This is a genomic window from Rhodoferax sp. GW822-FHT02D07 (assembly GCF_058802405.1).
The window spans coordinates 35,870-57,229 of record NZ_JBXAOD010000009.1 but is presented as its reverse complement, the minus strand read 5'-3'; the positions used below and the strand labels follow the sequence as shown (position 1 = coordinate 57,229).

General features: G+C 62.6%; 17 protein-coding genes. 5 read left to right on the top strand and 12 right to left on the bottom strand.

Annotated features, from left to right (window positions below; genetic code table 11):
* Window position 1: 1 nt before the first annotated feature.
* The 6 genes from AC1RNN_RS18045 to murB form a co-directional block, all read right to left on the bottom strand.
* The gene (locus AC1RNN_RS18045; RefSeq protein WP_493090827.1) at window positions 2-3,148 is read right to left on the bottom strand and encodes a type I restriction endonuclease subunit R; all 3,147 of its coding nucleotides are present in this window, start codon (window positions 3,146-3,148) and stop codon (window positions 2-4) included.
* Window positions 3,145-4,092 (bottom strand): endonuclease NucS domain-containing protein, encoded by a 948-nt coding sequence (locus AC1RNN_RS18040; protein WP_493090828.1) that lies wholly within the window; start codon window positions 4,090-4,092, stop codon window positions 3,145-3,147. The genes AC1RNN_RS18045 and AC1RNN_RS18040 overlap by 4 nt, the downstream gene beginning before the upstream one ends.
* The gene (locus tag AC1RNN_RS18035) at window positions 4,089-5,363 is read right to left on the bottom strand and encodes a restriction endonuclease subunit S (RefSeq protein WP_493090830.1); all 1,275 of its coding nucleotides are present in this window, start codon (window positions 5,361-5,363) and stop codon (window positions 4,089-4,091) included. The genes AC1RNN_RS18040 and AC1RNN_RS18035 overlap by 4 nt, the downstream gene beginning before the upstream one ends.
* A 5-nt stretch (window positions 5,364-5,368) precedes the next feature.
* Window positions 5,369-7,792 (bottom strand): type I restriction-modification system subunit M, encoded by a 2,424-nt coding sequence (locus AC1RNN_RS18030; RefSeq protein WP_493090832.1) that lies wholly within the window; start codon window positions 7,790-7,792, stop codon window positions 5,369-5,371.
* 385 nt (window positions 7,793-8,177) lie between these two features.
* Window positions 8,178-9,146: a complex I NDUFA9 subunit family protein gene (locus AC1RNN_RS18025; RefSeq protein ID WP_493090834.1), complete on the bottom strand. Its 969-nt coding sequence runs from the start codon at window positions 9,144-9,146 to the stop codon at window positions 8,178-8,180.
* 25 nt (window positions 9,147-9,171) lie between these two features.
* Window positions 9,172-10,245, bottom strand: a complete 1,074-nt coding sequence (gene murB / locus AC1RNN_RS18020; RefSeq protein WP_493090836.1) for a UDP-N-acetylmuramate dehydrogenase — start codon at window positions 10,243-10,245, stop codon at window positions 9,172-9,174.
* A gap of 33 nt (window positions 10,246-10,278) precedes the next feature.
* Here murB and AC1RNN_RS18015 point away from each other — a divergent pair, with 33 nt between their 5' ends.
* From AC1RNN_RS18015 to AC1RNN_RS18005, 3 genes are read left to right on the top strand one after another with little or no spacing between them, the layout of a single operon-like run.
* A complete protein-coding gene (locus AC1RNN_RS18015; protein WP_493090837.1) occupies window positions 10,279-10,764 on the top strand; it encodes a YajQ family cyclic di-GMP-binding protein in 486 nt (161 codons plus the stop codon).
* Window positions 10,765-10,769: 5 nt separating this feature from the next.
* Window positions 10,770-11,414 (top strand): retropepsin-like aspartic protease family protein, encoded by a 645-nt coding sequence (locus AC1RNN_RS18010; protein ID WP_493090839.1) that lies wholly within the window; start codon window positions 10,770-10,772, stop codon window positions 11,412-11,414.
* A complete protein-coding gene (locus tag AC1RNN_RS18005) occupies window positions 11,414-12,385 on the top strand; it encodes an HD-GYP domain-containing protein (protein ID WP_493137486.1) in 972 nt (323 codons plus the stop codon). The genes AC1RNN_RS18010 and AC1RNN_RS18005 overlap by 1 nt, the downstream gene beginning before the upstream one ends.
* A 21-nt stretch (window positions 12,386-12,406) precedes the next feature.
* On the opposite strand, the gene plsY is transcribed toward AC1RNN_RS18005, so the two are convergent.
* Both plsY and AC1RNN_RS17995 read right to left on the bottom strand, forming a co-directional pair.
* Window positions 12,407-13,048 (bottom strand): glycerol-3-phosphate 1-O-acyltransferase PlsY, encoded by a 642-nt coding sequence (gene plsY, locus AC1RNN_RS18000; protein WP_493090841.1) that lies wholly within the window; start codon window positions 13,046-13,048, stop codon window positions 12,407-12,409.
* A 6-nt stretch (window positions 13,049-13,054) separates the two neighbouring features.
* Window positions 13,055-13,546: an aminoacyl-tRNA deacylase gene (locus AC1RNN_RS17995; protein ID WP_493090842.1), complete on the bottom strand. Its 492-nt coding sequence runs from the start codon at window positions 13,544-13,546 to the stop codon at window positions 13,055-13,057.
* Between the two features lie 87 nt (window positions 13,547-13,633).
* Between AC1RNN_RS17995 and AC1RNN_RS17990 the strand changes: the two genes are divergently transcribed.
* Window positions 13,634-13,864 (top strand): hypothetical protein, encoded by a 231-nt coding sequence (locus AC1RNN_RS17990; protein ID WP_493090844.1) that lies wholly within the window; start codon window positions 13,634-13,636, stop codon window positions 13,862-13,864.
* On the opposite strand, the gene AC1RNN_RS17985 is transcribed toward AC1RNN_RS17990, so the two are convergent.
* The 3 genes from AC1RNN_RS17985 to AC1RNN_RS17975 form a co-directional block, all read right to left on the bottom strand.
* Window positions 13,861-14,928 carry an aldo/keto reductase gene (locus AC1RNN_RS17985; RefSeq protein ID WP_493090845.1) on the bottom strand — a complete coding sequence of 356 codons (1,068 nt, stop codon included), beginning with the start codon at window positions 14,926-14,928 and terminating at the stop codon, window positions 13,861-13,863. The two genes, AC1RNN_RS17990 and AC1RNN_RS17985, sit on opposite strands and share 4 nt — an antisense overlap.
* A 69-nt stretch (window positions 14,929-14,997) precedes the next feature.
* Window positions 14,998-15,837, bottom strand: a complete 840-nt coding sequence (locus AC1RNN_RS17980) for a glycine-rich domain-containing protein (RefSeq protein WP_493090846.1) — start codon at window positions 15,835-15,837, stop codon at window positions 14,998-15,000.
* The gene (locus AC1RNN_RS17975) at window positions 15,818-17,611 is read right to left on the bottom strand and encodes an acetate--CoA ligase (protein ID WP_493090848.1); all 1,794 of its coding nucleotides are present in this window, start codon (window positions 17,609-17,611) and stop codon (window positions 15,818-15,820) included. Before AC1RNN_RS17975 ends, AC1RNN_RS17980 begins: the two co-directional genes overlap by 20 nt.
* Before the next feature lie 35 nt (window positions 17,612-17,646).
* Between AC1RNN_RS17975 and AC1RNN_RS17970 the strand changes: the two genes are divergently transcribed.
* A complete protein-coding gene (locus tag AC1RNN_RS17970) occupies window positions 17,647-18,549 on the top strand; it encodes an alpha/beta fold hydrolase (protein ID WP_493090850.1) in 903 nt (300 codons plus the stop codon).
* Window positions 18,550-18,570: 21 nt separating this feature from the next.
* On the opposite strand, the gene AC1RNN_RS17965 is transcribed toward AC1RNN_RS17970, so the two are convergent.
* Window positions 18,571-21,279, bottom strand: a complete 2,709-nt coding sequence (locus AC1RNN_RS17965; RefSeq protein ID WP_493090851.1) for a polysaccharide deacetylase family protein — start codon at window positions 21,277-21,279, stop codon at window positions 18,571-18,573.
* Between the last annotated feature and the right edge of the window lie 81 nt (window positions 21,280-21,360).

Sequence of the window (21,360 nt, the reverse complement as noted above, 5' to 3'; positions counted from 1 at the left end):
GTCAGTACTCCTTCTGGGCAAAGACGATGGGGAACAGGCGATTCACTTCCTTGATGTCCAGCAATACCTCAAACATCGCCTGCTTCACCATCTGCTCTCTGGCCACCACGCCACGCCAGCCGTCAGGTCGTTTGGTCTTGATGGCTGTATCCAGCCTCAGCGCCGTTTCCAGAGCCGCCGTCTTACCGGCATAGGGTGCCACGGGCTCCTGCGCGAGGTCGGCGGCCACGTGGTCCTTTAGGTTGTTGTACAGAGCGAGTTGGCCCGAGGTCTTCAACTGCACCGGTGTGTCATCGGCCTTGCCGGCGCTCACCTTCTTGGCCACATCAGCAATGCGCGCCAGGTATTCCTCATACTCGATAGCCTTCTCTTTGCGCAGGCGAATGATCTCGTCCAGCAGCGCCGACATCTTGGCAAAGTAGGCCGGGTCCGTCAGCTGCTCCTTCAGAATTTTGCTGCGCACGTTGTTCTCAATCGTCTCGGCGATGGACTCTTTGTTCCCCTTCATATCGCCCAGCCGTTCGGCAATCGCGTCCGCAATCCCCGTCTTCACGATCAAGTCCAGTAAACCGATCCCGTCAAATGGCGAAATCTTCCTTGGAGCCTGCGCCTCGATGTAGGTGTCGATGAGGTGACGCATGTCCGCCTCGTAAGGCTTCAGATCCAGCGTCTCGCCTGCAGCCTTGCGGATGATCTCACGCAAGTTCAGGTAATGCTTCTGCAGGTCCTTCAGGAACTCGATCTGTGTAGGGGTGTAACCGGCCGCCTCCAGCTCATCTGCCAGGTTGGCATAGGCACGCACCAGGGCCACCACCGCCCTGTAGAGCGCTACACGGTGCGGCTCACGCGCCTTAAGGTCGTCGGCAATCTCAGTGTTGCCGCAGAAATAGTGAATGTGCTCCAGATCACCTTTGGGCGGCTTCACGGGCTCGCAGAGCAAGGCCAATGCCTCCACTGCGTCGTCCAGGCGTTCACGTCCCGCCTCCAACCGGTCTTTGATCAAGATTTCTGGGTTAGACCCACCTGCGCTGTGATCCAGTTCTGCGGTGTAGACGGCAATCGCTTTCTCCACTTTTTTGAACAGATCCTTGTAGTCAACGATGTAACCAAAGTCCTTATCTTCGCCGTCCAGCCGGTTGGTGCGGCAAATGGCCTGGAACAAGCCGTGGTCCTGCATCGACTTGTCGATGTAGAGGTAGGTGCAAGGCGGTGCATCAAAGCCCGTCAGCAGCTTGTCCACCACGATCAGCAGCTTCATCTTTGCAGGCGCTTTGATGAAACGTTCCTTGGCCTGCTGCTCGTAGCTTTCTGTCTTGCTCTTGCCCGGCTCAGCCACCACGTCTTTCAGCAGCTCGGTGTAGGTGTTGTAGATGAATTGCTTGTCGCTCTCGGTGTTGGCGCCCGTCTCTTCTTTGCTCACATCCGAGGCCTGCGGGTTGTAAGACGTCACTACCGCACAGCGGCCCTTGAACACCGTCTTGCCGAACAGCTCAAAGTACTTGCAAGCCTCATAGATACTGGAAGCCACCAGAATCGCGTTGCCGCGCTCGTTTGAAAGTCGCGGCTTCACGGCAAAGTCAAACACGATATCGGCCACCACGCGGTCCATGCGGGCGCGCGAGCTCAGCACGTTCTGCATCGTGCCCCACTGCTTCTTCAGCTCGTCCTTTTGCCAGCTATTCAGGGCTTTGGTCTTGGCCTCGAACCACTGATCGATTTGCTCGTTGCTGCCCAGCTTCTGGTCAATGTCGCGCGCCTCGTAGACCAGATCGAGCACCACCCCGTCTTCCACAGCTTCCGCGAACTTGTAGGTGTGGATATAACCGCCAAACACCTCCAGGCTGGTCTGGGCATCGCTCTTGAGCAACGGCGTGCCGGTGAAGCCGATGAACACCGCGTTGGGCATCATGGCCTTCATCACCCGGTGCAGCCTGCCACCTTGGGTACGGTGGCACTCGTCCACGAAGACGTAGATCTCGCCCTGGGTCTGGGTGGGCTGCGCTTCAAGCTCGCGGATGAAGGCCTCGAAGTCGTCCACGTCCCGGCGGCCGAACTTGTGCACCAGCGAGCACAATAGTCGCGGATTGGGCTGGGCCAGTTGCGCTATCAGGTTGCGGCCGCTCTGGCTGCGGTGAATGGTCTCGCCCGCGTCCTTGAACACGCGTTCGATCTGCCGGTCCAACTCATCCCGGTCGGTGATGATCGCGACGCGCGCCGCAGGGCTGCTCTCCAGAATCCAGCGCGCCAGCAACACCATCAAGATGCTTTTTCCCGCTCCCTGGGTGTGCCAGACAATGCCGCCGCGCCGCTGCTGCACATGGGTCTGCGCAGCCTTAATGCCAAAGTACTGGTGCACCCGTGGGAGCTTTTTGACGCCACCATCAAACAACACGAAGTCGTGCATCAGCTCCAGCAGTCGGGCCTTGCTGCACAGCTTGGCCAAATACTTGTCCAGCTTATAACCCGCGTTGTCAGCCTCGTCTTCTTTCCAGGTGAGAAAGTACTTCTCTTGCGTCTCAATAGTGCCGTAGCGCAGGCCTTCCGAGTCATTGCCTGCCAGCACCAGCTGCACCGTGCTGAAAAACCAATCGTGGAACTCTGGCAACTGATTCGACAAGCATTGCCGTATGCCCTCGCCCAGCCCCACGCGGCTGCTCTTCAGCTCCAGCACGCCCACAGCAATGCCGTTCAGGTACAGCACGATGTCAGGCCGGCGTTCGTGCCCGCCTTTGAGCGTCACTTCCTCCGCAATCGCAAAATCGTTGTGGGCGGGTTGGTCCCAGTCCACCAAATGCACTGTCTCACTCGCCTCACCCACCGCCACCTTCACCGTCACCCCATAGCGCAGCAGTTGGTACACAGCCTGGTTGGCGGCAACCAGCGTGCGCCCGTGCACCAAGGCTTCTGAGCGCAGCTTATGCAGCGCGGCGCTGATGTGTGCGGGGCTGTAGCCCCTGCCGGCCAAGTGCGTCGCGAGCAAACTTTCCTCAATGCAGTGGTTGCCCTCGCGGTCTGACCAGTCGCCCAGATAGCGGTAGCCCAGCTGCTGGGTAAAGAGCGCAATCACCCGATTTTGGGTGGCGCGTTCGGGCTTGCTCACGTTGTTCATCTGTTTTTCCCCCTGCGCAACGCTGTCGTCTGGCGTCAATGCTTGATCAGTTTGAAACTCACTTGATAGCGGTAGAAGCTGATGCTGGGCACTGCAGCCAAGGCCCAGCGCAGCTTCTGGTCGTCATCCAGCGCAATGATCGCGCCTTCCACGGCCTGGTGCGGCTCGGCGATCTGCTCCTTGACGTAGCCCATGTAGCGCAGGATCTGTCCGACCACCACGTCCGAAGCGCGCCCCCGCTTGAGCTCCACCACCAGCAGGCGTTTGCCATCCTTGCTGATGGCCAGGATGTCTATGGGCCCAGCGTCGGTGCCGTACTGTTGCCCCACCAGCTCGCCATCTTCCTCGTAAATCTTGAAGGTGTGCGCCAGCTCGGTCTGCGCCCAGTTCTTCACCAGAAAGTCCTCCAGGTGCTTCTCCATCGCAAAGGCCACTGGGTCTTCCACCACCGGGTCGGTGGCAACAATGTTGGGTGCGGCCTGACCGGGCAGCGCAGCCAAGAACTGCTCAATCTCCTGGTGGTACTCGGTGATGGTGCTCACTGTACCAATGGAGCCGGTCGAGTTGCGCAGCGCTTCACTCATGGCCGCGCGGGCGATGGTCAGCGGCAACCATTTCACCGGGCGGCGGTGCGGCAGCACCTGGCCGGGGGCGTAGTGGTAGCCGCCTTGCACCTCGCCCACGTGGTACTGGCCGGTGCCGTCCGGGCATAGCACTACATCGCCAGTGCAGATGCCCTTGGCCACCGTCCACAGCGCGCCGCAGGCTAGGCCCGCTGCGATCCTGCTTTTGTCAGGGTGGCCAGCCAAGAACACCGGGATGAAGGCGGCGTTGAACTGCCTCCACTCCTCGGGCAACTGGCCGCTGAGATCCTGGTGGATTTCGTAATCCGCGCCGATGAAACCACCGGCGAAACACTCGGACGCATGGACGCTTTGGCGACCCAGCATCACGCGGTAGTAATTCTTGGAGGGTTGTGTCATGCGGTGGGCTCCACGAGGCGGATACGGCCGGTAAGCAGGGCTTGGGCCATGGCTTGCTTGAGGGCGCGGGCTTTGGTGAGGCGAGATTCGAGGGCAGTGATTTCGGCGTCTATGTCGGACATGTACTCTGCAATTGCAACCTGCTCATCGAAGGGGGGGCAGATAAAGGCGAGGTTGGCAACATCCCGTCCATTGATTGCCGGATAGTTTGATCCTGTCAACAACGCATCTATCTGCTGTTCAATGATCGCCGAAAAAAGTAGTGCGAACAGAAAACCCGGGCACGCGATGTCTGGTTTGCAGCGAACAACAGAAAAGCCGGTTGAAGCAATCCAGTTTCCATGGAGCGTATCAAGCAGCAGGTGGGACTTAAGGTTTGGTCTAACAGTCGACACCAGAACGTCGCCGTCCCTCAGTACTCTCCTAGCCCTTGATGGTGCGCTGTCGAACCGGAGTTCGGCAAATGAATCCAGCCGTCCTTGATTGACACCTTCTAACGCGATGTAGTTGAAAGAAAAGTCGGCACTCGTACCACTGCCGAGGTTCTCTGGATCGATGAAGGCCACATCGGCAAATGTCGCCTTGCCCCACTTCCCTTTGAACCCCGGCAACCGCCGCTTGCCAGTGAGCAGTTCCTGCATGGCGCCTTGCTTGATCTGGCGCTTCTTAGTCAGCAGTTGCTCCAGCGAGTCGATCAGGGCGTCGGCGTCGGTGAGGGACGTTGCAATGGCTTGCTGCTCATAGGGTGATGCAGGCAGCGGCATCAGGAATCTTGCGAGATCCTGCACCCCGAGATTCGGTTGAGCAGCGCCGCTAGCCCAGCTCTCGATCATTTGAGAGCACAAGGCAGATCCAAAGTAGCAGGCCAAATACTCGCGTGAAAGTCTTGTGGGCTTGGAGCGCACGAGGACAAGGGAGCTAGCGATGGCGCCTTGTTCGAAGCCCTTTGGAACTAGCCCGAATTTTCCTAAGGAGCCACGTATGCAGTACAAGATATCGCCGGAGCGTACTTTTCCTCGCGTTAAGCGGGAATAGCTTTCGCGAGTAATGAAATCCATTCGGCTGACATCGATCCTGCCATTGGCGACGTGTCCTGCATTTACAAACGGAATACCACTGTACGAAAAATCCTTCCCTGACGGGTAGTTGCTACTTCGATCTCCGTTCTCAAATTCACAGAGATCTCCTAATGCCTTGACATCCCAGTCGTGGGGGATGACGCCAAGCTCCGTCTTCTTGAGGTGAGGATTTGCCAATCCGTTAGAGCTCATAGCCGTCATATCGCTGTGAAACCCATCTTCGCCAGGTGTCCCGCCACCCGGGCTTCTAGGTCATTCACCTGCTGTACCAGCTCCGGCATCGTCCGACCATAACGCTCGGCCAGTTCCTTCACCCGTCCGGTCAGCGCCTGGCTCACGCGGTCCAGCTCGCCATGCACGGCAGTACTCAGCGTCGCCATCCACTTGTGGTCCACCACCAGGACCCTCACCTCGTCGGGCGTCAGCGTGGGGTAGCGGGCCAGGGCCTTGGCGTCCAACTCAAAGTCCAGCGACTTGATGAGCCGCTTCAGGCGGCCAGTCTGCTCTGACAGGGCCAGCCAAGCTTTCAGCACAGCCAGTTCGTCAGCCGCATCTGCATCACGCCCGATCTCCTTGATGCGTGATTTCACTGCTGCATCGTTGATCTTGTCGAAGCCGCCAAACACCGCATCGTCGCCGCTGTGCTCTTCTTCCAGTTCAGTCATCGCGGCCTGGGTGCTTTCCAGCTCTGCGTTCAGCTTGTCTAACTCCGCCTTCTCGGCGGCAAAGTGGTGCTGCACCAGCAGTGCCTTGGGCGCCAGATCGCAGGCCCAGCCTTTGTCCACGGTCTTGCCTGGTGAGCCATCTTTGCTCTTCTTGGTCTCCAGCACGCGGTAGGGCGTGGCCTTCCAACCGTCTTCGGCGATGAGATAGGCGTCATCCTGCATGGTTTCGACCCAGTAGTCCATGAGGTGCTGGTAGACGGCGTAGGGGTCGATGAGCTTCTCTGCGGTGGGCTGGTGCTCGTAGTGGGCGAGCAGGCCTTCGGCGCCGCGGATCAAGTCTTTCGGTTGGAAAGCGCCCTTCTCCAATGCCTTGAGGCTACTGGCCGCCGCCACGCGCCAGGTGTCGAAGTGCTGGTTCATCGCTGTGGTGAACGCCTGGAACTCCGGGTGTTGATGGATGGTGGACTTGATGGCCGCAGGTGCCACCGCCAAGTCCAGATAGCCGGGTCGGCGCGGCTTGAAAAGGGCGGCGCGCAGCTTGGGGCACACGGCCCAGTAGCGGCCGAGCGCTTGCACATCCGCCTCAGGGATGCCGCCGTTGAGGTGAGCGTCGATATCCTGTTGGTCCTCAGGCGTGCTGCTGTCGATGTAGCGCGGCAGGTTCAGGTTGAAGTCGTTCCTCTCGATCTCGTCCAAGCCCACCATGCGGGCGTAGCGTGGGTCGCTGCAGTCGAGCGTGCTGAACGCATCCACGATGCGGTGGATATCGCGCTCGCGCAGCCGGTTCTTGGGGCCGTCTTTCATGTAGCCTTGGGCGGCGTCGATCATGAAGATGCCCCTGCGTGCCGAAGCGCCTGCTTTGTCGATGACCAAGATGCAGGCCGGGATACCGGTACCGTAAAACAAGTTGGCCGGCAGGCCGATGATGGCTTGGATGAGACCGCGCCGCACCAAGCTCTTGCGAATCTCGGCCTCGGCATTGCCGCGGAACAGCACGCCATGCGGCAAGATGCAGGCGGCCCGGCCAGTGCTCTTGAGCGAGCGGATGATGTGCAGCAGGTAGGCATAGTCGCCCTGCTTGTCGGGTGGCGTGCCGAAACCGTCAAAGCGCCCGTAGGCGTCGCCCACCAGGCCATTGCTCCAGCGCTTGTCGGAGAACGGAGGATTGGCCACCACGTAGTCGAAGGTCTTGAGCTGGCCGCCTTCCAGAAACTTGGGATCGGCCAACGTGTTGCCCTGCTCGATCACCGCACCGGGGTTGTGGTGCAGGATCATGTTCATGCGGGCCAGGCCGCTGGTGACTTCTTCCTTCTCTTGGCCGTAAACGCTCACCGGCGTGCGCGCCGCCTCGGCCACTTTCAGCAAAAGCGATCCAGACCCGCAGGTAGGGTCATACACGGTGGTGTCAGGCGTCGTCTTGGCCTGGGCGATGCCCAGCACCTGGGCCATGATGCGACTCACCTCGGCCGGGGTGTAGAACTGGCCCTTGCTCTTGCCACTCTCGGTAGCGAAGTGGCGCATCAGGTATTCGTAGGCATCGCCCAAGATGTCGTCGCCATCGGCACGATGCTTGGAGAAATCCAGGTCTTTGGATTCGAAGATGCCGATCAGGTTGGTGAGCTTGTCGACCTTCTCCTTGCCCTGGCCCAGCAGCGCGTCGTCGTTGAAGTCAGCCTTGATGCGCAGGCGGTTGGCTTCTTCGAGCGGGCGGACGATCTTCTTGTTGATCTGGTCGCCGATGTCACTCTTGCCCTTGAGCGCCACCATATCGGCAAAGCTCGCGCCCTCGGGGATCTGGATGGGCGCAAAGGGCTGGCCGGCGTACTTGTCGCTGATGTACTTGATGAACAGCAGCACCAGCACGTAGTCCTTGTACTGGCTGGCATCCATCCCGCCGCGGAGTTCGTCGCAGGAGGCCCAAAGTTTGGAATAGAGGTCGGACTTTTTGATGGCCATGTGTTGTGGTTGTTCTTAGACTCAATGTAGCAGTGTGCTGAGGCGTGATAGTTGAAATGTGCTCAGGTCGTCAAAGCAAACAAGCCTTGATGTTCCCGGCAATACCGCTGCCCCAAAGCCGGGGGAAGTCCGGCAGCGCCAAGCACTTGGTGTTGTCGTCGGCTGTCTTGAGCAGCATGCTCCCCTCCCCTTGAATCGCGTGTTGGGCCGTTGGCACGGTCTTTGGGGCACTACTGTAGCGGCAGTTTGGCCGGCGCAAGATCTAAAGGCCTTCTTGCTGCCTAGGGACTTAGCCTTGACGATATTGGATAAAAATGGCCACTAGCCCACATAGATGTTGCGCGAGCAGCTATTAAAACCATAGCGTATCGCACCGCCAGTGCCCTCAATAGCGCTTCATGCGCACACCCAGCAGGCCGTAGTCTGCGCTGTGGCGGCGCAGGTAGTCTTGGGCGATGGGGGGCAGCGCGGCGGGGGTGATGCCCAGGGCCTGCAGGCCGGGCACTTGGCCGGTGGCGACGTTGTCCACGCGCATGGAGGCGAGGTTGTCGCGGCTCATGAGGGGTTCGCCGGGCAGGCATTCCATGGCCAGGGCCTGCAGGCTGCCCAGCCACTGCGGCAGGCCGATGACGGGGCGGCCGCGCCCTTCGTTAACGCCGGCCCACTGGCCCGCCTGTTGCACCAGCTGGCGCAGGGTGAACACATCGGGGCCACAGGCCTCCACCACGGCGGGGCTGCCGGGCTGCAGGCTGCGCACCACGGCCTGCGCCACGTCTTGCACCCACACGGGCTGAAAGCGCGCGTCGGCCCCGGCCAGGGGCATGAGGGGGAACACCTTTTGCAGGCTGGCGAACATGTTGAGGAACTTGTCTTCGGCCCCAAAAATGACGCTGGGGCGCAGCAGCGTGAGGCGCCAGGGGGCGGACGCTGCGGCTTGCTGCAGGGCGGCCTCTCCCTGGCTTTTGCTGCGCAGGTAGAGCGAGGGCGCGGCGTCGGGCTGGGCGCTGTTGGCCCCCAGCGCACTCACGTGCACCAGCTGCTGCACACCGGCGCTGCTGCAGGCCTGGGCCAGGCTGCGGGGCAGCTGCACATGCACCGCATCAAACCGGGCGGCGTTGCCGTGCAGCACGGCGATGAGGTCGACCACGGCCTGGTGGCCCTGCACAGCGCGGGCCAAGGCGGCGGGGTCGTGCACATTCACCTCCAGCACCGTGAGGCCGGGCAGCAGCTGCACGCGCTGGGCGTGCTGGCGCTTGCGGGTGGCCACGGTGACCTGCCAGCCGGCGCGCACCAGCTGTTCACACACATGGGCACCGACAAAACCGGTGCCGCCGAGAACGAGAATGGAAGCCATGGCGGGGTGCTCCTGAGGTGGCGGATTAGAGGACGACGGGTTCGGGCTCCAGGCGGATGCCAAAGCGTTCGTACACGCTGGTCTGGATGGCTTTGGCCAGGGTCATTACCTCGCCGCCGGTGGCGCCTTCGCCGTTCACCCCGGCGCCGCGGTTTACCAGCACCAGGGCTTGCTTTTCGTACACACCGGCCTGGCCCACGCTTTTGCCTTTCCAGCCGCAGGCGTCAATGAGCCAACCGGCGGCAAGCTTGATGCTGCCGTCGTGCAGGGGGTAGTGCACCACTTTCGGGTCGCGGGCGATGATGTCGGCGCACTGCTCGGGGGTGACGGTGGGGTTTTTGAAGAAGCTGCCGGCGTTGCCGATCTGGGCGGGGTCGGGCAGCTTGGCGCGGCGGACCTCGCAAATCCAGTCGTAAATCTGGCGGGCCGTGGGCTGCTCGATTCCGGTCTCGGCCATCTTGCGCTCCAGGTCGGCATAGCCCAGCACGGGCTTCCAAGCCTTGGGCAGCGCAAAGCGCACGCGCAGGATGAGGGCGCGGTCCTTCAGGCCCAGGGCTTGGTGGGCGCCGTCGGCCCCGGGCTGGCTGCTGTGCTTGAAGACAGAATCGCGGTAGCCAAAGGCGCACTGCGCAGCATTGAGGCTGAACGCCTGGCCGGTTTGCAGGTCCACGGCGTCGAGCGAATCAAAGCGGTCTTGCAGCTCCACGCCGTAGGCGCCCACGTTTTGCACGGGCGACGCGCCCACGGTGCCGGGGATGAGGGCCATGTTTTCCAGGCCGGGCAGGCCCTGGTCCAGCGTCCAGGTGACGAAGTCGTGCCAGACCTCGCCGGCGCCGGCTTCGACGATGACGTGGCGATCGGTCTCGGCCACCACGCAGCGGCCGGCGACCTCCACCTTGAGCACCAGGGGTTTGACGTCGCCGGTCAGCACGATATTGCTGCCGCCGCCCAGTACGAACTTGGGGGCCGCGGCCAGGGCCGGATCGGCCAGCAGGGCGTGGATATCGGCCTCGGAGCGCACGCGCACCAGCTGGTGGGCTTTGGCGACGATACGGAAGGTATTCAATCCCTGCAGGGGGACGTTGTTCTCGACTAACATTGGGTTGATTTTCGCATTCAAACTCTTACAGCTATGCCTTCTTTTGATACCGTGTGCGAGCCTGACCTGGTCAAGGTGCGCAATGGCGTGGACAACGCCGCCAAGGAAATTGGCACCCGTTTTGATTTCAAGGGCACATCGGCCTCTATCGAAATCAAGGACAAAGAAATCACCGTCATTGGCGACGCAGACTTCCAAATCGACCAGATTCTGGACGTTTTGCGCAACAAACTCACCAAGCAGAACGTGGATGTGCGTTTTTTGGACATTGGCGACCTGCAAAAGATGGGCGGCGACAAGGTCAAGCGCGTGGTGAAGGTCAAGAGCGGCATTGAGTCCGAGCTGGCCAAGAAGATCCAGAAGCTGATCAAGGAGAGCAAGCTCAAGGTGCAAAGCGCCATCCAGGAAGAAAAAGTACGCGTGACCGGCGCCAAGCGCGACGACCTGCAGGCGGCGATGGCGCTGATCCGCAAGGACGTGACGGACGTGCCGCTGGACTTCAACAACTTCCGGGACTAAGCACCATGCGCCGCGCCCTGGCTCTGGCCGTTGCCGCCCTGCTGGCTGCCCCCGTGGGGGCGCAGACGGTGGCTATCAACGGCACGCTGGGCAGCAAGGCGCTGCTGATCGTGGATGGCGGGTTTCCCAAGGCGGTGGCTGTGGGCGAGACGCACAAGGGCGTGAAGGTCGTGTCCATCCAGGGCGAGCAGATCACACTGGAAGTGGGCGGCAAGCGCCAGACCCTGCGCGTGGGCGATGCGCCCGCGAGCGTGGGCAGTGGCGCGGGCCAGCAGCTCAGCGGTAGCCGCGTGGTGCTGGCGGTGGGGCCAGGCGGGCATTTCATGAGCGAAGGCCAGATCAACGGTCGGGTGGTGAGTTTCATGGTGGATACAGGAGCCACCACCGTGGCCATGAGCGTGGCCGATGCCAAGCGACTGGGCATCAATTACCAGATCGGCCTGCCGATCCAAATGAGCACGGCCAACGGCATCGCACAGGGCTGGCGCATCACGCTGGACACCGTGCGCGTGGGAGATGTGATGGTAAGTGGCGTGGAGGCCGTAGTTTCGCCGGGCAGCATGCCCTATGTGCTGCTTGGCAATAGTTTTCTCAATCGCTTTCAGATGACGCGCACCAACGACCAGATGGTGCTGGAGCGCCGCTTCTGATGCCAAGTGCCATGGACGTCCGGGATGTAAACGCTTACGAAGATCTGCTGGGCCAGTGGTCTGATCTGGAGAGCGGCTTGGGCATCATTCTGTCCAACCCCTCCAACGCGCAGCAGTTCGCTCACCGCGTGCTGCAGTACGACCGCTGGATGCAGGGCTTGCTGCAGCGCGACCCCGATGTGGGCCTGTACCTGCTGTTCCAGCTGGCCAGCAATTCGCCCGTGGGCTATAGCGCATCGCACTCCCTGGTTTGTGGCGTGCTGTGCCATCTGCTCGCCAGCGAGCTGGGCCTGCCGCTGAAGGAGCGCAACAGCCTGGTGCACGCCGCGCTGACCATGAACATCGCCATGACGGCGCTGCAGGACGAGCTGGCCAACCAGGCCGAGAAGCCCAGTCCGGCCCAGCAGGACGCGATTCGCGCCCACGCCATCAAGGGCGCCATGATGCTGGCCAACCTGGGCGTGGCCGATGACGACTGGCTGGACGTGGTCTCCAGCCACCATGACGACGCGGTGGACAAGAACGATATGCGTCTGGTGCCGGCACCGGTGCGTTTGGCGCGCATTCTCAAGATGGTGGACCGCTACGCGGCCATGATCAGCCCGCGCAAATCGCGGACAGGGCGCAGCGCGATCGAATCCGCGCGCTCGGTGATGACGCGAGCCACCACATCCATTGACGAGATTGGCCAGGCGCTGGTGCGGGCCGTGGGCCTGTGCCCACCCGGCACCTATGTGCGGCTGGACAACGACGAGCTGGCCGTGGTGGTGCGACGCAGCCACAAGAGTAACCAGCCCTTTGTGGTGGTAGTGGGCAAGCCCGGGGGCGAGCTGGAAAACACACCCCGCCTGCACAGCACGGCCGAGGCCTATCCGCGCATCCGTTCGGCCCTACCCTCGTCCGCAGTGCGCGCGCCGCTCAACCACTTCCACCTGCTGCAGCTGGGCGCCCAGGCGCTGGCCATGGCCTGAGGCGCAGCGCGCACCAAAGCTTTACGCTTTCTTTTTGCTGCCGAGCTTGGATTCCTTGCCCTGCACCAGGCGCGAAATGTTCTCGGCATGGCGCCAGATCAGCAGCAGCGACATGGCGGACACCGCCAGCAACAAACTCTTTTCCATGGACCAGGCCACGCCATCACCAAAGGCGTAATAGGCCGGCGCAAACAGCGCAGCCACCAGCGAAGCCAGCGAGGAATAGCGGAAGAAGAAGGCGATGATGAGCCAGGTCAGCCCCGTGGCCAGACCCAGCCAGCCGCTGATACCCACGATCACGCCCAGCGCTGTGGCCACGCCCTTGCCGCCCACAAAGCGGAAGAAGATGGGGAACAGGTGGCCCAGAAAGGCCGCCAGCCCCGCCAGCGCCATGGTGCCTTCACCCAGGCCATAGGGCTCGCCCCACCATTTCACGACCACCACGGGCACCCAGCCCTTGAGGGCGTCCAGCAGCAGCGTCACCACCGCTGCGGCCTTGGAGCCCGAGCGCAGCACGTTGGTGGCTCCCGGGTTCTTGCTGCCATAGGTGCGCGGATCGTTGAGGCCCATGACGCGGCTGACGATGACCGCAAACGATAGGGAACCAATCAGGTAGGCGGCCACCGTGGCCAGCAGGGGGTACAGCACAGAATTCAAGTCCATCTCCAATCACTCTTCCAGCGCGCACTGTACCCGTTTGGCACCCAGCAAATCCACGCAGACCTGGGGATCGATGCCCACCAAATAACCACGCCGCCCGCCGTTGATGCAGATGCGCGGCAGCGCCAGGATGGTTTCCTCGATGTAGACCGGCATGGTCTTGCGCGTGCCGAAGGGCGAAGTGCCACCCACCAGGTAGCCGCTGTGGCGGTTGGCCACCTCGGGCGCGCAAGGCTCCACCGATTTGGCGCCGATCTGGCGTGCCAGGTTCTTGGTGGATACCTTGCGGTTGCCATGCATCAGCACCACCAGGGGTTTGGCGTCCTGGTCCTGCATGATGAGCGTCTTGACCACGGTGAACGGGTCAAAGCCCAGCACCTGCGCGCTGTGCTGGGCGCCGCCGTGCTCCAGGTATTCGTAGGGGTGTTCGGTGAACGCCACCTTGCTCGCCTTGAGCAGCTGGGTGGCAGGGGTTTCTGAGACGTGGTCTTTCTTGGCCATGGGGGTATTTTCCTCAGTATTTACCGCAGCTTGCCCAATCCCGCCCCGGCTCCTAATATGGGGGACGACAACTAGAACGAGGCCGTCATGGCACAACTGACTTGGAACGATACGCCCGGCGTGTGCACCGCCCTGATGGATGAAGTGCCCGTCTGCGCCCTCAAGATCAAGGACATAGGCGGTGTCGCCGCCAGCTGGCTGGACGAGCGCCTCTGGCCGCCACCGTCTCACATGCCCAAAGCTCCGCCCCAGCCCACCCGCTTTTTTACCAACCTGGCCGAAGCCAAGGCGGCGGTGGAAGACATGCTCAAAGGCTAGACGGCCGGGTCGCGGATTTCCCAGCGGACTTCGTCAATCTTCTTGAGCAGCTCTTCGGGCAGCGTGGTTCCCCAGGCGTCGATGTTCTGGTCCAACTGCTCCAGCGTACGCACGCCAATGATGGTGCTCGCCACCTGCCACTTGGTGTAGCAGAAGGCCAGGGCCATCTGGCTGGGCGTGAAGCCGTATTCCTTGGCCAGCGCGTTGTAGCGGCGTGCGGCCTTGAGTGCGTCGGGGCGGCCCCAGCGCTGCTTGCGCGTGGACTCGAACTTGCGCAGGCGCCAGTCCTGCGACACGTTCTCACCCAGGAGGCCTTCGGCATCGTACTTGCCCGTCAGCAAGCCAAAAGCCAGCGGCGAATACGGCAGCAGCGACACGCCCAGGCGATGCAAGGTTTCGTCCAAGCCGTTCTCCACCGTGCGAGCCAGCAGGCCGTAATTGTTCTGCACCGAGGCAATGCGCGGCAAGCCGTGCTGCTCGGCCAGGCGCACAAACTCGTGCACGCCATAGGGCGTCTCGTTGGAGAGGCCGATGGCGCGGACCTTGCCGGCCTTGACCAGCGTGTCCATGGCGCGCAGCTGCTCTTCAATGGCGCTGCCGCCCACGTTTTCGTTCTTGGGGTCGTAATACATGCCGCCGAACATGGGCACGTGGCGCACGGGCCAGTGGATCTGGTAGAGGTCGATGGTCTCGATGTTCATGCGCTGCAAGCTGCCTTCGCAGGCCGCCACGATGTCTTCGGCCGTCAGATTGCTGCTACCGTTGCGCACCCAGGGCATGCCGCGCGAGGGGCCGGCCACCTTGGTGGCGATGACCAGCTTTTCGCGGGCTGCAGGATTCTTGCGGATCCAGTTGCCGATGATTTTTTCGGTCAGGTTGAAGGTCTCGGCGCGCGGGGGCACGGAGTACATCTCGGCCGTGTCGATGAAGTTCACGCCCCGCTCCAGCGAGCGGCTGAGGATGGCATGGGAGGTGGGTTCGTCCACCTGCTCGCCAAAGGTCATGGTGCCCAGGCAGATGGGGGTGACGTGCAGGTCGCTGGAGCCGAGTTGTACGGTTTTCATGGCAGGGCGTGAGGGTAAAAGTGGCGGAAAAAGAAGGTGATCGAACGATGGTAGCGCGGCTTGAATACCCTAGTCGCCGCCACAGCCTCCTCCGCATCCCCCGCCATCGCCACCGCAGCCACTGTCGCTGCTGCCGTCCGAGCTGAAGCTGAACCCGCCACCGTCACCCCCGCCACCGCAGCCTCCACCTCCACCGCCGTCCCCAAAGCTGGTGCCGCAGTAGGTATCGGAGCTGCTCTGGCGGTCGATATTGCGGCAGTCAGGCACATAGGTGTAGCCGCCCGCAATCGCAAACTTTTTGTCCAGCGCAAACAGCAAGGGCAATCGGGTCGGCTTGTGCGGGTCAATGCTCTCCTCCTTGCAGGCCCAGAACCAGGACCGGCGCAGGCCGCTGTTGCGCTTGGGGTCGCGGCCCAGCACCTCGGCCGGGCTGTGGTGCAGCAGGCCGCCAAAGGCCGCGTCGCACCACTGCGCGTAGCCACGCGTGTGCAAGATGAATTCGTGCCAAGCCGCGTCCACCACCTTGGAGGGCATGGCCACAAAGTCACGGTTGCTGCGCAGGTAGGCGATAAAGAACTGGCGCAGACCGTGAAACACCAGCTCGGTGTCGCGCAGGCTGAGTTGGGGGTAGTGCTCGCGCAGCTTGGTGCCCAGAAAGCGCGGTAGTGGTGCCTCACGCACAAACTGTCGGCGCAGGCTGAGTTCCCACGCCGTTAGCGCCACATACATCAGTACGCCCACGATGGCGAGGCCGAGCACCGTCACCACGCCCTTGAAGCTCGCCCCGGGGCGCAAGGCATACAGGGCCACGGCGAACAGCGGCCAGGGCAGCCATTTGACCCAGCTCAGCAACGCAATGCGGCGCAGCAGCGTCGGATGCCACAGCGGTTTAAGCCCGGGCAGCCGCATAGCGCGCCTCCTCTTGCAGGCGCAGCACGCGGCGCTGCACCTTGCCGGTGGTGGTCATGGGCAGGGCGTCCACAAATTCGATCTCCTTGGGGTACTCGTAGGGCGCGAGCTGGCCTTTCACGTGGGCCTGCAGCTCCAGCGTGAGTTGGGCATGCAATTGGGCCCTGGCCCCCGTGTTATTTGCGCAAGCAGCTATGAAATCAGGAGCAATGACGACGTAGGCCTTGACCAGCGCGCCGCGCTCGGCGTCGGGCTTGGGCACCACGGCGGCGTTGATGACGGCGGGGTGTTTGACCAAACAGTTCTCGATCTCGCCGGGACCAATGCGATAGCCCGCGGCCTTGAACACATCGTCGCTGCGGCCCTGGTACCAGAGGTAGCCGTCGGCGTCGCGCACCGCCAAGTCGCCCGTGCGGCACCAGTCGCCGGTGAACTTGCCTTCGGTGGCGGCGGGATTCTTCCAGTAGCCCAGGAAGAAGATGGGGTCAGGGTGGCCATGCACGTCATAGCGGTGCAGCGCCACGTCGCCGGGCACACCCACGGGGCATTCGTTGCCTTCGTCGTCAATCACCGCCACGCGGTGGCCGGGGTAGCCCATGCCCATGCTGCCGGGCTTGGACGGGTAGAGCCGGTTGCAGTTGCCCACGATGTAGTTCATCTCGGTCTGGCCAAACATTTCGTTGGGCGGCACGCCGAGCTGCGTGGCGCAGTATCCGAACACTGCGTCGCCCACTGCCTCGCCCGCGCTCATGATGGCTTGCAGTTTGAGCTTGAACTGCTGGCGTACGGTTTTGCTCTTGGTGCCGGGGTAGGCCTTCATCATGGCCTTAAGCGCGGTGGGGAAAAGGAAGGTGTGGGTGACGCCGCAGTCACGCATCAACTCCAGCGCCGTCTGCGGGCTGAAGCGGCCGTTGTACGCCACGATGGGGCGGCCGAAGTACAGGCTGGGCAGCAGTGCATCCATGAGCCCACCGGTCCATGCCCAGTCTGCCGGAGACCAGAAGATGGCCTTGGAGTCCGCATTCTTCTTGCCATCAAACCCGAACCAGTTCTGGCTGGCGACAAAGCCCGGCAGGTTGCCGATGAGGGCGCGATGGGGGATCAGCGCACCCTTGGGGTTGCCGGTGGTGCCGCTGGTGTAGATGAGCACGGCGGGTTCTTCGGCCAGCGTATTCACCAGGGTGAACTGAGGCGGCTCCTGGGCCAGAACGGCATTCCAGTGCAAGTCCGCCAGGCCGCGTGTGGCGGCCACATCCCCTACGCCGATGACCGAGCGCAGCAGCGGGCAGTGTGCGCGCACGCTGTGCAGCGCCTGCAGGGAACCGGCGTCGCAAATGGCCACCACGGCTTCACTGTCGTGCAGGCGGAACTGCAGCGCCTCTGGGCCAAACAGCATGGACAGCGGCATGGCCACCGCGCCCAGTTGCAGTACGGCCATATAGGCCACCGCCGTCTCGAACCGCTGCGGCAGCACGATGGCCACGCGATCGCCGCGCTGCACGCCCAATGCGCGCAAGGCATCGGAGAGCCGGTTGGCCTGCTCCTGCAGCTGCGCATATGTAAGAAAAGTGCTATCAGCCCCCGTGGAATATGCGCAAATAGCTACTCTTTTCATAGCATCCGGCAATGCCGCCCAGCGCTGGCTACAGGCCTGGGCCATGTTGAAGTGTTGCGGCACCTGCCAGCCAAAGCCGGCGTGGAGGGCCGTGTAGGCCGCTGGCGGGCCGGATTTCTTGCGGCGGGAAGTGGTGTCTCTGCCTTGACTGACTGGCATGCCCTGTCTCCTCATCTGTCCTTATGATTTGGCGAATGTACCAAGTCAAACGCGTCTGCCGCAGCGAATTCGTCCCCATCCGTAATCTCACCTACTACGTGCAGGTTTGGGGCACGCCCGCACCGGGCAAGGTGCCGCTGGTCATGGTGCACGGCTGGATGGACGTGGCAGCGAGCTACCAGTTTGTGGTGGACGCGTTTGCCCAGGACCACTACATCATTGCCCCCGACTGGCGCGGCTACGGCCAAACCAAGGCCCCCGGCGCCGACAACTTCTGGTTCCCCGACTACATGGCCGACCTGGACTTTCTGCTGGACCACTACGCACCTGGCCAGCCAGTCAACCTGGTGGGTCACAGCATGGGTGGCAATGTGGTGATGCTGTACGGCGGCGTGCGGCCCGAGCGCATTCGCCGCCTCGTCAATCTGGAAGGCTTCGGCATGCCCGCCACCCGCCCCGCGCAGGCGCCAGGCCGCTTTGCGAGCTGGATGGATGAACTGAAAAAACTGCACGCGGGCGAGATGGACCTCAAAGCCTACGACAGCGCCAGCGGCGTGGCCCGCCGTCTCATGAAGACCAACCCGCGCCTGGACCAGGACAAGGCCGACTGGCTGGCCCGCCACTGGGCCGCCGAAACACCCGATGGCCAATGGGCCATCCTGGGCGACGCGGCCCACAAGGTGACGAATGCCCAGCTCTACCGCGTGGAAGAAGTGCTGGAGATCTACAAGCGCCTGACCATGCCCGTGCTGGCGGTGGAAGCGTCCGACAACAGCCTGGAGATGTGGTGGAAAGGCAAATTCACCCTGGCCGAATACCACGAGCGGCTGAAGGTGGTGCCGCAGGTGGAGATCGCCCGCATCGACAACGCGGGGCACATGATGCACCACGACCAGCCGGCCGCACTGGCCGCGCTGATCGAGCGTTTCATCGCCTAGGCGCCCGACCCGGCGCCAGGCTTACAGCTTGTCGACCTGCTGGCGCGCGTAGCCCGCGCCACTGCCGTTGGGCGCAAGTTCCAGGTAGGTCGAGAAGGCTTTCTTCGCCTTGTCTGCCTGGCTGGCCTTGGCGTAGGCATCGCCCAGGTTCAGGTATGCCACGGCACGGGACGGATCTATCTTGACCGTGTTCTCAAACCAGCGCGCAGCCTCGGCAAACTTGTCCTGCTTGTAGTACACAAAACCCAGGTTGTTGGCCGCCAAGGCAAAGTCGGGACGCAGCTTGAGTGCTTCGGTGAACTGGGCTTCGGCCAGGGCGTACTGCTTTTCCTTGTAGAGCTGCAGGCCCCGGTCGTTGGCGCGCTGGGCCAACTGGCGCGATGAGCTGGGCACGGCCAGCGGGGTGACGATTTTCTGCTCCCCGCCCTGCAAGTCTTTCACCACCACCGTGGTGGTGGCCGGCAACGTGGCAGGTTTGCCATCGCCCACAGGCAGGGCTGGGCGGGTGGCGTCAAGCTTGCTGTTGAGCGCAATGGCGTCACCAGAGAGCTGTGCCGTCTGACCGCTCAGAAACTCGTCGGCCACCGGCATCTCGAACACAAAGTCGCCGCCCTCCGAGCCGGGCAGGCTGCCAAAGGCGGGCGTCTGGCGCGAAACGGCCGACACCGCAGGCGCCACATAGGCCGCCAGTTCGGTGGCGGTGATGATGCCGTCGCCATTCAAATCACCCTTGCCGGACAGGCCTTGCAGAAACGCCCAGGTGAAGACCGAGTGTCCGTTGGGCCCGCCATCGGCCACGAGCTGATCCGCGCCGCCGGCGGTCAGCATTTGGCGGCCAAGGCGTTTGGCGTTGTCGCGGAGGAAGTTGCCGGGGCCGCCGCCGCGGGTAAGCCCCAGGCCGCTGTAGCAGGCGTCCATCACAAACAGCACATGCTTGGCGGTCAGGCTCTCGGCAATGTTCTGCAGCTCGGTCATGGGAATGGCATCGGTGGCGAGCTGGTTGGGGTCCGAATCTACGGGCACGATGTAGCCCAGATCGCGCCCGGAGCTGAGCTGCCGGGTCGCGCCATGACCCGCAAAGAAGACGAACAAGCGATCCCCCTTCTGCATGCCGCTGTGGGCCAACTTGTCATGGAAGGCCGCGAGGATGCCGGTGCGTGTGGCTTCCTTGTTGGTGAGCGAGACCACATGGTCGCTAGGAAAGCCGAACTTCTGGATCAGCGTCTCGCGCACCGCCTGGGCATCGCGCGTGGCGTACTGCAGCTTGGGCCACTTGGCGTAGTCGTCAATGCCGATAACGATGGCCCAGGAATCGCGGTAGCCGGGATTGCCCGCAGTGGGCACCGCCGCAGACGGAGCCGCCGCGCCTTTGGCCACCGTGAAACCCTTGCCATCCCAGCCGGCAAACTGGTAACCCTCGGCCACCAGACGCTCCAGCACGGCAGGCAAGGCTTTGACAGTGCGCTCATGGATATCGTGGAAGAGCACAATGCCCCGCCCCTCTTTGGCCACCGCCTGTAGCACACGGTCGGCAATGGCGCTGGGGACCGGGTCGGCCCAGTCCAAGGAGTCGATGTTCCACATGATGGAGCGCAGGTGGGCCGTCGCCAGCAGGTCCAGGCCCTCTTCGTTGCGCGCGCCATAGGGGAAGCGGAACAGCGGGGAGCGCCGCGCGTCCACGGCCTGCAGCAAGGCGTCCGTACCCAGAATTTCGGTTTTGAGCGCGTCACCACTGCGCTTGGAGAGTTGCGCGTGCGTCATGCTGTGGTTGGCCAGCGTATGCCCGGCGTCGAGCAGTTTGCGGCTGACGTCGGCCGTCTTGGCGTTGAGTTTGGGCTTGCCATCCGCGGCCACAGAGCCCAGGTTGCTGCCCACCTGGAAGAAGATGGCCGGTGCGCCGTATTGCTTGAGGATGGCTGCAATCTCGGGGGTGTAACTGCCGTGCGGGCCATCGTCAAAGGTGAGCACGATGGTCTTGGGTGGGAGGCTGTGGCCGAACACCTCGCCCTCATCCTCGTTCTTGCTCTTGGCCACCGGCTCCTTGGGCAAGGCATAGGGCAACACCACGCCATAGTCCTTGAGGATTATTTCGCGGCTGTACAGGGTCTTGAGCTTGACCAAGTAGTCCTCCCAGCGCTCGCGTTTGAGGTCGATGGCACGCGTCTCAAAGCGACCGAACACAAGGCGTATTTCTTTCTCGTAGGTGCGCTCGATCTCTGCGAGTGCATCCAGGTCTTCGCCGATGCGCTTGTGCAGCTTGATGGCGGGCAAAGAGGAGTCGCGCCCCACATCGGCCTGCAGGCTGCGCAGCAACTCGCGAAACGCCAGCCGGTCCGCATCAAAAAGGCCCGGATCACTCTCCACGTAATCCAGCATGGCGGCTATCGCCTCGAAGCGCTGGGGGCTGCCGGCCGATGTCAGCGCCTCCAGCTTGGCCTCCAGGTCCACCGCGCGCTGGCGGTTTTCATGGAACAGCCCCTGCCCCACCTGATTGGCCAAAGCACGTTCATTGGCGGCCATGGTCTTTTCATCGGCAAACAGCACGATGATCTGGCGATAGGCCGCCAACACGTCCTGCAGGCCTTGCAAAAACGGGCGAGCATCCACCGTGCTGACCTGGGTCGTCGGCTGCTGTGCCACGGGCGCGGGCGTACGCTGCGTCCACCATACAGCGCCCGCCACGAGGGCAACGCCCGCTGCCGCCCCAAGCCCCATCCACTTTTTCTGCATGCCGTCTCTCCGCCCTTGTCATTGGTGTGCGGCGATCATAGCGATGGCCCTGTGTCATGCACTGGACCCATAATGCAACGC

Coding starts and splice junctions, on each gene's coding strand:
- AC1RNN_RS18040 (WP_493090828.1), bottom strand. CDS start 4,092: ATGACACAACCCTCCAAGAATTACTACCGCGTGATGCTGGGTCGCCAA.
- AC1RNN_RS18035 (WP_493090830.1), bottom strand. CDS start 5,363: ATGAGCTCTAACGGATTGGCAAATCCTCACCTCAAGAAGACGGAGCTT.
- AC1RNN_RS18030 (WP_493090832.1), bottom strand. CDS start 7,792: ATGGCCATCAAAAAGTCCGACCTCTATTCCAAACTTTGGGCCTCCTGC.
- AC1RNN_RS18025 (WP_493090834.1), bottom strand. CDS start 9,146: ATGGCTTCCATTCTCGTTCTCGGCGGCACCGGTTTTGTCGGTGCCCAT.
- murB (WP_493090836.1), bottom strand. CDS start 10,245: ATGTTAGTCGAGAACAACGTCCCCCTGCAGGGATTGAATACCTTCCGT.
- AC1RNN_RS18015 (WP_493090837.1), top strand. CDS start 10,279: ATGCCTTCTTTTGATACCGTGTGCGAGCCTGACCTGGTCAAGGTGCGC.
- AC1RNN_RS18010 (WP_493090839.1), top strand. CDS start 10,770: ATGCGCCGCGCCCTGGCTCTGGCCGTTGCCGCCCTGCTGGCTGCCCCC.
- AC1RNN_RS18005 (WP_493137486.1), top strand. CDS start 11,414: ATGCCAAGTGCCATGGACGTCCGGGATGTAAACGCTTACGAAGATCTG.
- plsY (WP_493090841.1), bottom strand. CDS start 13,048: ATGGACTTGAATTCTGTGCTGTACCCCCTGCTGGCCACGGTGGCCGCC.
- AC1RNN_RS17995 (WP_493090842.1), bottom strand. CDS start 13,546: ATGGCCAAGAAAGACCACGTCTCAGAAACCCCTGCCACCCAGCTGCTC.
- AC1RNN_RS17990 (WP_493090844.1), top strand. CDS start 13,634: ATGGCACAACTGACTTGGAACGATACGCCCGGCGTGTGCACCGCCCTG.
- AC1RNN_RS17985 (WP_493090845.1), bottom strand. CDS start 14,928: ATGAAAACCGTACAACTCGGCTCCAGCGACCTGCACGTCACCCCCATC.
- AC1RNN_RS17980 (WP_493090846.1), bottom strand. CDS start 15,837: ATGCGGCTGCCCGGGCTTAAACCGCTGTGGCATCCGACGCTGCTGCGC.
- AC1RNN_RS17975 (WP_493090848.1), bottom strand. CDS start 17,611: ATGCCAGTCAGTCAAGGCAGAGACACCACTTCCCGCCGCAAGAAATCC.
- AC1RNN_RS17970 (WP_493090850.1), top strand. CDS start 17,647: ATGTACCAAGTCAAACGCGTCTGCCGCAGCGAATTCGTCCCCATCCGT.
- AC1RNN_RS17965 (WP_493090851.1), bottom strand. CDS start 21,279: ATGCAGAAAAAGTGGATGGGGCTTGGGGCGGCAGCGGGCGTTGCCCTC.